Here is a 12,280-nt window from a genome sequence, read left to right on the forward strand (position 1 = left end):
ATTGGGCTGCCTATTGGCCCGATGTGATGACCCTTCAGGGGGTCTGGGGCATCACAGCAGGGTGAGCTGCGTCGGCGCGGCGGGCTCCGGCCGCTCGGGGGCGGTGATCCTGCGGGCCGCTCCGCGACCGTTCGGGCCGATGCCGAATTCGGCCGCCAGCTCGTGGACTTGGCGGGTGATCTGCCGCTGGTACCAGGTGGGGGCGTACGAGCCGCCCGCGTACATCCGCTCGTACCGCTCGACGAGGTGCGGATGGTGCTCGCCCAGCCAGGCCGTGAACCACTCGCGCGCCCCGGGCCGCAGATGGAGTACCAGGGGTGTCACCGAGGTGGCGCCGGACTCGGCGATGGCGCGGACGGTGTCCCGCAGCTGCTCCGGGGCGTCGCCGAGGAAGGGGATGACGGGGGCCATCAGCACCCCGCACTCGATGCCGGCGTCGGTCAGGGTCCGTACGGCGCCCAGCCGGGCGGCGGGGGAGGGGGTGCCGGGCTCGACGGTCCGCCACAGCGCGGTGTCGGTGAAGCCGACGGAGACGGAGATGCCGACGTCGGTCACTTCGGCGGCCTGCTGGAGGAGGGGGAGGTCGCGCAGGATCAGCGTGCCCTTGGTGAGGATCGAGAAGGGGTTCGCGTGGTCGCGCAGCGCCTCGATGATCCCGGGCATCAGCCGGTAGCGGCCCTCTGCCCGCTGGTAGCAGTCGACGTTGGTGCCCATGGCGATGTGCGCGCCGGTCCAGCGGTGCGAGGCGAGCTCGCGGCGCAGCAGCTCGGGTGCGTTGGTCTTGACGACGATCTGGGAGTCGAAGCCGAGGCCGGTGTCGAGGTCGAGGTAGCTGTGCGTCTTGCGGGCGAAGCAGTACACACAGGCGTGGGAGCAGCCGCGGTAGGGGTTGACGGTCCATTCGAACGGCATGCGGGAGGCGCCGGGCACCCGGTTGACGATCGAGCGGGCCCGGACCTCGTGGAAGGTGATCCCGCGGAACTCCGGGGTGTCGAAGGTGCGGGTCACGACGGCGTCGGCCCCGAAGAGGGCACTGCTCCGCGCCGGCCCATCGGTCAGGTTGTCCCAGCGCATGGCGCCTCCCTCGGGTAGCTCTCACCCCGAGAATAGAACAAACGTTCCCATGATCGTGCGGGTCGGGAAAGGGCCCGTGCGGCGCCGACGGCGTGAGGTGTCGCCGTGGCCGCGGACGCGCTGGAGGTGAGTGACGCGGCTCCCGCGGTCAGGGCGGTGGCCAGTGGCCAGAGCCAGACGCCCGATGCGGATGCCGCGCATGAGGTGCTCCTTGTGATCGGCAGGTGACCGTACGAGTGGGTGCGGTGCGCGGGGATCTGGGATGCGCGTCCGGTCGCGGCGGGTCCGTCGGGAACCGGAGCGGCGGTGGTCGTGCGGACCGGATTTGGGCGCCCGCCCCGGAGGTGGTTGGCTTCGCGATGACGAGCGGACACAACTGCTGGAGGAACAGCTATGGCGCAGGTCGAGGCCACCACGGAGCGGATCATCGCAGCCGACGCGGAGACCGTGTTCGACGCGCTGGCGGACTACACCGGGACCCGGGGGAAGCTGCTGCCCGAGCACTTCAGCGAGTACGAGGTGCGCGAGGGCGGCGACGGCGAGGGCACGCTGGTGCACTGGAAGCTCCAGGCCACCAGCAAGCGCGTACGGGACTGCCTGCTGGAGGTCAGCGAGCCCACCGACGGCCAGCTGGTGGAGAAGGACCGCAACTCCTCCATGGTCACCACCTGGGTCGTCACCCCCGCCGGTGAGGGCAAGGCCAAGGCCGTCGTCACCACCGTGTGGAACGGCGCCGGCGGCATCGGCGGCTTCTTCGAGCGCACCTTCGCCCCCAAGGGCCTCGGGCGCATCTACGACACCGTGCTGGCCAACCTGGCCGCCCAAGTCGAGGCCTGAGCCCGGACGTTGCACGGCTCCGAGCGGCTCACCGGATCGGGTGGAATTCCCCGGCCGAGGTGAGCCGCCGGAAGCCGGGCGTGGCCCCGGGCCGGCGCAGGCCGAGGCGGCTAGGCTGGATCCCTGCGCGTGCCGCCCGCGACGCGCGCGACCGAGCGCGCGCCACCGCCCGCGCGCGACCGACCGCCCGGGGGCCCGATGAAGATCCTCATCTCCGCCGACATGGAAGGCGCCACCGGGGTCACCTGGCCGGCGGACGTGCTGCCCGGGACGCCGCAGTGGGAGCGCTGCCGGTCGATGTTCACCTCCGACGTCAACGCGGCCGTCCTCGGCTTCTACGACGGAGGCGCCGACCAGGTCCTCATCAACGAGGCCCACTGGACCATGCGCAACCTGCTGCTGGAGCGCCTCGACGCCCGCGCCGAGATGCTCACCGGCCGCCACAAGTCACTCTCCATGGTCGAGGGCGTCCAGCAGGGAGACGTCGACGGGATCGCCTTCGTCGGCTACCACATGGGCGCGGGCTCCGAAGGGGTCCTCGCCCACACCTACCTCGCCAACTCCATCACCGGCGTCTGGCTCAACGGGATCCGCGCGAGCGAGGGACTGCTCAACGCCCACGTCGTCGCCGAGTACGGAGTCCCGGTCATCCTGGTCACCGGAGACGACCTGACCTGCGTCGACGCCGCCGGCTACGCCCCGGACGCGGTGACCGTCGCGGTGAAGGACCACGTCTCGCGCTACGCCGCCGTGTGCCGGACCCCCGCCCGCACCGCCGCCGACATCCGCGCCGCGGCCAAGGAGGCCACGGGCCTCGCCGGCCGGCGCGTTCCCCTACCCGGCGGCGGTCCGTACACCGTGGAGTTGGAGTTCGACGCCGAGCACCTGACGATGGCCGCCACCGTGGTCCCGGGTGCGGAGCGGTGCGGGGAGCGCAGGATTTCGTACACCAGCGAGACGATGTACGAGGGGATCCGGACCTTCAAGGCGGTCACGACGGTCGTCTCGGCAGCCGTGGAGGAGCAGTATGGCTGACATGCCCGCAGTTACCACCCAGGTCCCGGCGCAGGTGCAGGACCGCGCCCCGGACGACGTCGTCGACGAGGCCGCCCTCGACGAAGTGGTCGAGTTCACCTCCGGCTTGATCCGCATCGACACCACCAACCGGGGCGGCGGCGACTGCCGTGAGCGCCCCGCCGCCGAGTACGCCGCCGAGCGGCTCGCCGCGGCCGGACTGGAGCCGGTCCTCCTGGAGCGCACTCCCGGCCGCACCAACGTCGTGGCCCGGATCGAGGGCACCGAGAGCGGCGCCGATGCACTCCTGGTCCACGGCCATCTCGACGTGGTCCCGGCCGAGGCCGCCGACTGGAGCGTGGACCCCTTCTCGGGGGAGGTCCAGGGCGGAGTGGTCTGGGGCCGCGGCGCGGTCGACATGAAGAACATGGACGCGATGGTGCTGGCCGTCGTACGGGCCTGGGCGCGGGCCGGGGTGAAGCCGCGCCGGGACATCGTGATCGCCTTCACCGCCGACGAGGAGGACAGCGCCGTCGACGGCTCCGGCTTCCTCGCCGACCACCATCCGCACCTCTTCGAGGGCTGTACGGAGGGCATCAGCGAGTCCGGCGCCTTCACCGTGCACCCCGGCCCCGGACAGCCCGCCCTCTACCCGATCGCGGCAGGTGAACGCGGCACCGCCTGGCTGAAACTGACGGCCCACGGCACCGCCGGGCACGGCTCCAAGCCGAACAGGGCCAACGCCGTGAGCCGCCTCGCCGCGGCCGTGGCCCGGATCGGCGAGTACGAGTGGCCGGTCCGCCTCACCGACACCGTCGTCGCCTGCATCACCGAACTCGCGTCCCTGCAGGGCCTGTCGGTCGACCCCCGAGCCCCCGGCTTCGACCTCGACCAGGTCCTCGGGCGGATCGGCCCGGCCGCCACCCTGCTGGAGGCGACCGTACGCAACAGCGCCAATCCGACGATGCTCAGCGCCGGTTACAAGCTCAACGTGATCCCCGGCCAGGCCACCGCCTACGTGGACGGCCGGATGGTGCCGGGCGGCGAGGCAGAGTTCATCGCCACCCTCGACGCGCTCACCGGCCCGGACGTCCGCTGGGAGTTCCACCACCGCGAGGTGCCGCTCGAAGCCCCGGTGGACGGGCGGACCTACGGGATCCTGCGCGAGTCCGTCGAGCGGTTCGACCCGGACGCGCACGTCGTGCCGTTCTGCATGGCGGGCGGCACCGACGCCAAGCAGTTCTCCCGTCTCGGCATCACCGGCTACGGCTTCTCCCCGCTGAAGCTGCCGCCCGGCTTCGACTACTGGTCCCTCTTCCACGGTGTGGACGAGCGGGTCCCCGTCGACGCCCTGCACTTCGGGGTCCGCGTCCTCGACCACGCGCTGCGGACGCTGTGAAGGGGACCCTGTGATGGAGGTCGTGCCGACCCGGCCCTACGGGAGCTGGCCCTCTCCCATCGACGCGGAGCTCGCCGCCTCGCTCGACGGCCGGCCCGAGTACGTGGGCACGGTCGGCCCCGAGGTGTGGTGGACCGAGCCCCGGCCGCAGGAGGGCGGCCGCCGTGCCCTGGTGCGCCGGCCCGCGGACGGCGGACCCACGGTCACGGCGCTGCCCGCGCCGTGGAACGTGCGCAGCCGGCTCACCGAGTACGGCGGCCGCCCCTGGGCCGGAACCGAACGGGCCGAGGACGGGCCGCTGCTCGTCTTCGTCCACTTCGCCGACCAGCGGCTCTACGCCTACGAGCCGGACGCGCCCGACGGCGGACCGCGGCCCCTCACCCCCCTGTCCGGTGTCGGCGGCGGGCTGCGCTGGGCCGACCCGGTGCTGCGCGGCGCCGAAGTCTGGTGCGTGCTGGAGGAGTTCACCGGCCCCGCCCCGACCGACGTGCGCCGGGTGCTGGCCGCCGTACCGCTGGACGGGTCGGCGGCGGAAGACCGGTCGGCGGTGCGGGAGCTGACGGACGACCGGTACCGGTTCAGCACCGGGCCGCGGCTGTCCCCCGACGGGCGCAGCGCGGCCTGGCTGGTGTGGGACCATCCGCGGATGCCCTGGGACGGCACCGAGCTGCGGCTCGCCGAGGTCACCGCGGACGGGACCCTGTCCGGGCCCCGGACCGTGCTCGGCGGACCCGACGAGGCCATCGCCCAGGTCGAGTGGACGGCCGACGGGTCCCTCCTCGCGGTGAGCGACCGAGGCGGCTGGTGGAACCCGTACCGCGTGGACCCGGGGACGGGCTGGGCGGTCAACCTGTGCCACCGTGAAGAGGAGTTCGGCGGCCCGCTGTGGAAGCCCGGGCTCTGCTGGCTCGCCCCGCTCCCCGACAGGCTCGTCGCCGTCCTGCACGGGCAGGGCTCCTCGGTGCTCGGCATCCTCGACCCCGAGAGCGGGGACCTGGTGGACGCGGCCGGCCCGTGGACGGCCTGGCAGCCGGCCCTCGCCGTCAGCGGCACCCGCGTCTACGGGGTCGCCGCGAGCCCGCGCAGCGCGTACGAGGTGGTGGAGCTGGACACGGCCACCGGGCACGCCCGGGTGATCGGCGCTCACGGGGTGGACCGGGTCGACCCGGCCTACTACCCGGAGCCGCAGAGCCGGACCTTCCTCGGGCCCGACGACCGGGAGATCCACGCGCACGTATACCCGCCGCACCACCCCGCGGTGCGCGCCCCGGCCGACGAACTGCCCCCGTACGTGGTGTGGGCGCACGGCGGACCCACCGACCACGTCCCGCCCGTACTCGACCTGCACATCGCCTACTTCACCTCGCGCGGCATCGGCGTGGTCGAGGTGAACTACGGCGGCTCCACCGGCTACGGCCGCGCCTACCGGGAGCGGCTGCGCGAGCAGTGGGGCGTCGTCGACGTCGAGGACTGCGCGGCGGTGGCGCGGGCGCTGGCCGCCGAGGGCACCGCCGACCCGGTCAGGCTCGCCATCCGCGGCGCCAGCGCGGGCGGCTGGACGGCGGCGGCCTCGCTGGCCGCGACCGACCTGTACGCCTGCGCGGCGATCATCTACCCGGTGCTGGACCTGCTCGGCTTCGCCGAGGAGACCCACGACCTGGAGTCCCGCTACATCGACACTCTGGCCGGACCGCCGCAGACCCTCGCCGTACGGTGCCGCGAGCGCTCGCCAGTGGCTCGCGCCGACCGGATCACGGCCCCGTTCGCCCTGCTCCAGGGGCTGGACGACCCGATCTGCCCGCCGGCCCAGGCGGAGCGGTTCCTCGCCGCCATGCAGGGGCGGCAGGTGCCGCACGCGTACGTGACCTTCGAGGGCGAGGGGCACGGTTTCCGGCGTGCGGACACGATGATCCGCGCGCTGGAGGCCGAACTTTCGCTGTACGCCCAGGTCTTCGGCATCGAGCGCACCGACGTTCCCCGGTTGGAACTGTGGCTCTGAGTCAGGCGGTGTGCAGCCAGACGCGGAGCGGGCCGAGCGGGGAGAAGCCGGCGCGTACGGCGGCGTCGAGGTCGTCGCCCGTCTCGTAGCCGACGACCGGCAGGTCCGGCCAGCGGGCGGTGACCGCGGTGAGGGCGCCCGTCCAGGCGGCGTCGGTGTCGGCGTCGTCGTGTGCGAAGAGGTTGGACAGGCCCACCACCGCGTCGCCGCCCCGGTTCGCGACGGCTCCCGCCACGATCCGGCCGTCCGCGCGGCCCGCCAGGAAGGCGACGTCCTCGCCCAGCAGGGCCGGGTGGAACAGCCCGGTGCACTCCTCGCCGTCCCAGGCGGCCTCCCAGGCCTCCAGTTCGTCGGCGGTGGTCACCTCGGACCACTCCAGCCGCGAGCCCGCGGCCGTCGGGGCCCCGGCCGGACGGTGGATCCACCGGGCCTCGAAGAGCACCTCGAAGCCGTGCGCGGCCAGGTCCAGGTCGGCGAAGCTGTCCTTCACCGAGCAGCCGGGGCCGTCGGTGTCGATCGCGTCGACCAGCCCGGCCGCCGAGGCGCCCGGGGCGAGGGACACGGCGTCGGGGTAGAGCGGCGGGGTCCGGCGCGCACTCGTCCAGACGCCCGGCGCGAACGTGCCGGCCGAGCCGTGGCCGCGCACGACGGCGTCGCACCATTCGGCGTTGTTGCGCGCCGCGGCGAGCAGGAGTTCTTCGGTGTCCCGGATCATGATCACCGGGGGATCCTGCCACACGGCCTAGCCTGGCGCGATGAGTATTTCCCCGTACCTCCGAGAAGGCGACCGGGTGGGCCTGCGGCCCTTCCGGCCCGCCGACGGGCCCGAGTTCACCGCGCGCGTGCGCGAGAGCCGCGAGCTGCACCGGCCGTGGCTGTTCCCGCCCGCCACCATCGAGGAGTACGGGCCCTACGCGGCCCGGCTGACCGACGGCGAAGGCCGCGCCGGGTTCCTCGTCTGCGAACGGGGGACCGGAGCCATCGCCGGGTTCGTCAACATCAACAACATCGTGCACGGTGCCTTCCGGTGCGGGGCCCTCGGTTACGGAGCCTTCGCGCACGCCGCCGGCCGCGGGCTGTTCCACGAGGCCCTGCGCCTCGTCCTCGCGCACGCCTTCGCCCCGGCCGGGCAGGGCCTCGGCCTGCACCGCCTGGAGGCCAACATCCAGCCCGGCAACACGGCCTCGATCGCGCTGGTCCGCGGCGCCGGATTCCGGCTGGAGGGGCTCTCCCCGGACTTCCTCCACGTCGACGGCGCCTGGCGCGACCACGAGAGGTGGGCCGTGACCGCCGGAATGCCGCTGCCGTAGGAGGCCTTCCGGTCCGGTACCGAGGCAGGATGGGTCCATGCGATCCCTCGTGCTCCTCGATGCCCCGTCCAACCTCGGCCTGCGTCCGCCCGCCCCCGGCACCGTACCCGGCGTCTACAAGCTGGCCGGGGCCCTGCGCGAACAGGGCCTGTTGGCCCGGCTCGGCGCACGCGAGGGCGGGGTGGTGGTCCCGCCGAGGTACGACCGCGGCGACTGGAAGGAGGGCGACGGGGTGTTCCACGCCGACGCCCTCGCCGCGTACACCCTCCTCCTCGCGGACCGGATCGAACGGCACCTGCGGGAAGGGGAGTTCCCCGTCGTGCTCGGCGGGGACTGCTCCATCCAGCTCGGGGCCTCGCTCGCGATGCGCAGGCTGGGCCGGTACGGACTGGCAGCGATCGACGGCTCCGCCGACTTCCGCCACCCCGGCAACGAGGCCGTGAACGGGCCGGTCGGTGCCGCGGGCGGGGAGGAGCTCGCCCTCGCCACCGGGCGCGGGCAGGCCGCCCTCGCCGACCTGGAGGGCCGGTCGCCGTACCTGCGGGACGAGGACGTGCGGCTCTTCGGGATCCGGAACGGGGACGCCGACCTCCCGGAGCTGCGCGCGGCCGGGATCCGTACCGCCACCGTCTGGGAGATCCGCGAGCGCGGCGCCGGGCCGGTGGCCCGGGCGGCGCTGGACGGGCTGCACCCGCCGGTGACCGACGGCTTCTGGGTGCACCTGGACGCCGACGTGCTGGACCCGACTGTCATGCCGGCCGTGGACAGCCCCGACCCCGGCGGCCTGCTCCCCGGTGAACTCGCCGAACTCCTCGGTGTGTTGGTGAGCTCCCCGCGCTGTGTCGGGATCAACGTCACGATCTACGACCCGGACCTGGACCCGGACGGCCGCGCGGGCGCGCTGCTGGCCGACCTGGTCGCGGGCGCCTTCGCGTAGGCCGTCGCGCAGAGCGCGCGCAATTCCACGCACGGCCCGCGCGCAGGACGTCGACGTCGAACGGGCCTTTGCGTAATCCTGACCGGTGGTGATCCGCGGAACCCCTGTGCACCGGCCGCCGTGGCGTGTTCCATTTCCTCATGGCCACCACCGTCCGCCGCGCCGTACTGACCCTTCCCGCAGCCCCGTTGGGCCCCGAGAACCCGCTGCCCGCCCTGCGCGCTCCCGACGGGGTGCACGTGCTGGACGAGCGCTCGCGCGACGGGCTGCCGCGCGACATGGCGCGGCAGATCGGGTACGAGCCGCTGCGTTCGCTGCTGCCCGTCCGGATCCGGGACGGCTACCGACGGGAGCGCCCGGAGCGGGAGTTCGAGTCGATCGTCATCGAGAACGAACACCTGCGGGTGACCGTCCTCCCGGGCCTGGGCGGGCGCGTCCACTCGCTCGTGCACCTGCCCACCGGGCGTGAACTGCTCTACTGCAACCCGGTGTTCCAGCCCGCCAACTTCGCCCTCAACGGGGCCTGGTTCTCCGGCGGCATCGAGTGGAACACCGGCGCCACCGGACACACCACGCTCTCTTGCGCCCCGCTGCACGCCGCTCTCGTCCCGGCCCCGGACGGCGGTGTCATGGTCAGGCTGTGGGAGTGGGAGCGGCTGCGCGACCTGCCCTTCCAGGTGGACCTGTGGCTGCCGGAGGACTCGGAGTTCCTCTACGTCGGCGTGCGCGTGCGCAATCCGCACGAGCGCCCCGCGCCCGTGTACTGGTGGTCCAACATCGCCGTCCCCGAGGACGCGGGCACCCGCGTCCTCGCCCCCGCCGACGCGGCCTGGAACTTCGGCTACGAGCGCTCGCTGCGCCGCGTCCCGCTCCCCGAGTGGGAGGGCGCGGACCGCACGTACCCGCTCCGCAGCGAGTATCCGGCCGACTTCTTCTACGAGGTCCAGGACGGGGCCCGGCCCTGGATCGCCTCCCTGGACGCCGACGGCCGGGGGCTCGTACAGACCTCCACCGGGCGGCTGTGCGGGCGCAAGCTGTTCGTGTGGGGCGCGGGCGGCGGCGGCCGCCGCTGGCAGGAGTGGCTGACCGAGCCCGGCACGGGCGGCTACGCGGAGATCCAGGCCGGGCTGGCCAGGACCCAGCTGGAGCACGTTCGGCTGGAGGGCGGGGCGGAGTTCAGCTGGCTGGAGGCGTACGGGCCGCTGGCCGCGGAGCCCGCGGCGGTCCACGGGGCCGACTGGGCGGCGGCCCGCGGCTCGGCGCAGCACGCACTGGACTCCGTACTGCCCCGGGAGCGGGTGGACGCGGCCTACGAGGCGTGGCGCGGCCGCGCCGACAGCGAGCCGGGGGAGCGGCTGGCGACGGGCTCGGGGTGGGGCGCGCTGGAGGTGCTGTGCGGCGGTTTCAAGCTGCCGGGCACCCCCTTCGGGGAGGACACGCTCGGCGAGGACCAGCAGCCGTGGCTGGAGCTGTGGCGCACGGGGGTCTTCCCGGCCCCGCGCCGGCTGGCTCCGCCGGGGCCGAGCCTGGTCGCCGCGCACTGGCGGGACATGCTGGAGACGGCCCCGGCGCAGCCGCTGACCGAGTACCACCTGGGCGTGGCCCAATGGCATGCCGGTGACGTGGCCCAGGCGGTACGGAGCTGGGAGCGCGGGCTGGCACTGGCCCCGTCGCGGTGGCCGCTGCTGCGCTGCCTGGCGGTGGCGGACGCGCTGGCCGGCGACCCGGCGAGGGCGGCCGACGGGTACGCGGAGGCCTTCGACGACCTCGCCGGGGAGAGCCGGGGCAGTGAGCCGTGGACGGCCGCGGAGTCCGCACTGGGACAGGAGGCGATGGCGGCCCTGCTGGCCGCGGGGCGCCTGCCCGGGGCCCGGCGGGTCTGGGACCGGCTGCGGCCCGCGCTGCGCGAGCACGGCCGCTTCCGGCTCCTCGCCGCCAGGCTGCTGGCGGCGGAGGGCCATGTGGCCGCGGCCCGGCGGGTCTTCGAGGACGGCTTCGAGATTCCGGACCTCCGGGAGGGCGAGGAGATCCTGGGCGAGGTCTGGTCGGCCCTCACCGACCGGCCGCTGCCCGCGCGCTACGACTTCCGGATGCGGCCGCCGGTGGGGTGACGCCCGAACGTCAGGCCCGGCAGAGGATCTCGCCGTTCAGGACCGAGAACCAGGCGTCCGGGGACGCGCCCCAGGCGTGCCAGGCCTCGGCGGCGGCGGCCAGGTCCGCGGCGGCGGCGTGGCCGCCGCGGACGGCGATGTCCGCGTACGAGGAGGCCGTCGTGCGGTCCGCCCACAGCGACGACCACCAGGTGATCTCCTCCGGGGCGGCGAAGCACCAGGCCGTCGCCGAGGACGCCACGTCCGAGAAGCCCGCCTCCCGCGCCCACGCCCGCAGGCGGCGGCCCGCGTCCGGTTCGCCGCCGTTGGCGCGGGCGACCCGGCGGTACAGGTCCAGCCACTCGTCCAGCCCCGGCGTGGCCGGGTACCAGGTCATCGCCGCGTAGTCGGCGTCCCGCGCGGCCACGATCCCGCCCGGCCGGCACACCCGCCGCATCTCGCGCAGCGCCCGTACCGGGTCGCCGACGTGCTGCAGCACCTGGTGGGCGTGGACCACGTCGAAGGAGTCGTCCGGGAAGTCCAGCGCGTGGACGTCCGCCGTGGCGAACTCCACCCCGCTCAACCCCCGCTCCGCAACGTGCGCCCGGGCCTGCGCGATCACGTCCGCCGACGCGTCGACGGCGGTCACCCGGCCGCCCGGCGCCACCAGCTCCGCCAGGTCGGCGGTGATCGTGCCCGGGCCGCAGCCCACGTCCAGCACCGACATCCCCGGCCGCAGTTCGCCGATCAGGTACGCGGCAGAGTTCCGGGCCGTGCGCCAGCGGTGCGAGCGCAGCACCGACTCGTGGTGGCCGTGCGTGTAGACGGCGGTCTCCTGGTGGGCGTTCATGGCCTGACCCCTCCTCGTCGAAGCGTTGTCCTCACCGTAGACGATCAGTTCGTGATGTGAGATATGCGTTTCTACATGTGGACACAACCCTTGCGCGGCAAGGGGATTGGGCCCGGCGGTGGCAGGGTGATGCGGGGGCGAGGAGAGTGGGGCCCGAGGGGGCGGACCTCGTGCCACGGGACGGTGAGAGCCATGCCGGAAACGCTGCTCGAACGGCACGCCGAGGCGCTTCGGCTCTTCGGCGAGCGTCTGCGCGCCATCGGGGACGACCAGTGGGGCGCGCCGACTCCGTGCACGGAGTGGAGCGTGCGGGATCTGGTCAACCACGTCACCGGGGAGCAGCTCTGGATCCCGCCGCTGGTCACCGAGGGCCGCACGGTCGAGGAGATGGGCGACATGTTCTCGGGTGACGTGCTGGGCGACGACCCGGTCGCAGCCTGGGACCGGGCGGCCTCCGCCGCGCACGACGCCTTCGCCGAGCCCGGGGCGCTCGACCGGACCGTCAAGCTCTCCTACGGACCCGCGCTCGGCTCCGCGTACTGCTCGGAGCTGACCGCCGACTGCGTCGTGCACACCTGGGACCTCGCCCGGGGCATCGGAGCCGACGACCGGCTGCCGGACGGCCTCGTCGAGTTCTCCATCAAGGAGGTCATGCCGTACGCGGACGGGCTCGCGGCGAGCGGGATGTACGCCGCTCCGCTGGAGGTTCCGGCGGGAGCGGACGCGCAGACCAGGCTGCTGGCGCTGCTGGGGAGGCAGGGCTGACCGGC

The 12,280-nt window shown here is 73.9% G+C and carries 11 protein-coding genes; 8 read left to right on the plus strand and 3 right to left on the minus strand.

Translation table 11 applies throughout. The features are described 5' to 3' along the window. Positions 1–51: 51 nt before the first annotated feature. Positions 52–1,074: an Rv2578c family radical SAM protein gene (locus ACFYOB_RS16205; RefSeq protein WP_388560296.1), complete on the minus strand. Its 1,023-nt coding sequence runs from the start codon at positions 1,072–1,074 to the stop codon at positions 52–54. Between the two features lie 393 nt (positions 1,075–1,467). Between ACFYOB_RS16205 and ACFYOB_RS16210 the strand changes: the two genes are divergently transcribed. From ACFYOB_RS16210 to ACFYOB_RS16225, 4 genes are all read left to right on the plus strand, one after another. Continuing rightward, positions 1,468–1,911, plus strand: coding sequence for an SRPBCC family protein (locus ACFYOB_RS16210; protein ID WP_388560297.1), 444 nt, complete (start codon positions 1,468–1,470; stop codon positions 1,909–1,911). 198 nt (positions 1,912–2,109) lie between these two features. After that, the gene (locus ACFYOB_RS16215) at positions 2,110–2,946 is read left to right on the plus strand and encodes a M55 family metallopeptidase (protein WP_388560299.1); all 837 of its coding nucleotides are present in this window, start codon (positions 2,110–2,112) and stop codon (positions 2,944–2,946) included. Between the two features lies 1 nt (position 2,947). After that, the gene (locus ACFYOB_RS16220; protein ID WP_388560301.1) at positions 2,948–4,324 is read left to right on the plus strand and encodes a M20/M25/M40 family metallo-hydrolase; all 1,377 of its coding nucleotides are present in this window, start codon (positions 2,948–2,950) and stop codon (positions 4,322–4,324) included. Positions 4,325–4,337: 13 nt separating this feature from the next. After that, entirely contained in the window at positions 4,338–6,323 is a 1,986-nt protein-coding gene (locus ACFYOB_RS16225; RefSeq protein ID WP_388560303.1) for a prolyl oligopeptidase family serine peptidase, read from the plus strand. A gap of 1 nt (position 6,324) precedes the next feature. Here the strand turns inward: ACFYOB_RS16225 and ACFYOB_RS16230 are convergent, their stop codons facing one another. Next, positions 6,325–7,038 (minus strand): hypothetical protein, encoded by a 714-nt coding sequence (locus tag ACFYOB_RS16230; protein WP_388560719.1) that lies wholly within the window; start codon positions 7,036–7,038, stop codon positions 6,325–6,327. A gap of 40 nt (positions 7,039–7,078) precedes the next feature. On the opposite strand from ACFYOB_RS16230, the gene ACFYOB_RS16235 reads away from it, so the two are divergent. The 3 genes from ACFYOB_RS16235 (at position 7,079) to ACFYOB_RS16245 (ending at position 10,681) form a co-directional block, all read left to right on the plus strand. After that, complete coding sequence (locus tag ACFYOB_RS16235; RefSeq protein WP_388560305.1) at positions 7,079–7,633, plus strand: GNAT family N-acetyltransferase; 555 nt, start codon at positions 7,079–7,081, stop codon at positions 7,631–7,633. Positions 7,634–7,670: 37 nt separating this feature from the next. After that, positions 7,671–8,570, plus strand: coding sequence for an arginase family protein (locus ACFYOB_RS16240; protein WP_388560307.1), 900 nt, complete (start codon positions 7,671–7,673; stop codon positions 8,568–8,570). A 140-nt stretch (positions 8,571–8,710) separates the two neighbouring features. After that, entirely contained in the window at positions 8,711–10,681 is a 1,971-nt protein-coding gene (locus tag ACFYOB_RS16245; RefSeq protein WP_388560309.1) for a DUF5107 domain-containing protein, read from the plus strand. Between the two features lie 10 nt (positions 10,682–10,691). Here the strand turns inward: ACFYOB_RS16245 and ACFYOB_RS16250 are convergent, their stop codons facing one another. Continuing rightward, the gene (locus ACFYOB_RS16250) at positions 10,692–11,510 is read right to left on the minus strand and encodes a methyltransferase domain-containing protein (protein ID WP_388560311.1); all 819 of its coding nucleotides are present in this window, start codon (positions 11,508–11,510) and stop codon (positions 10,692–10,694) included. Between the two features lie 192 nt (positions 11,511–11,702). Between ACFYOB_RS16250 and ACFYOB_RS16255 the strand changes: the two genes are divergently transcribed. After that, positions 11,703–12,275, plus strand: a complete 573-nt coding sequence (locus tag ACFYOB_RS16255) for a TIGR03086 family metal-binding protein (RefSeq protein ID WP_388560312.1) — start codon at positions 11,703–11,705, stop codon at positions 12,273–12,275. Positions 12,276–12,280 lie beyond the last annotated feature (5 nt).

This window comes from Streptomyces sp. NPDC006463, from assembly GCF_042870715.1.
GTDB lineage: Bacteria > Actinomycetota > Actinomycetes > Streptomycetales > Streptomycetaceae > Streptomyces.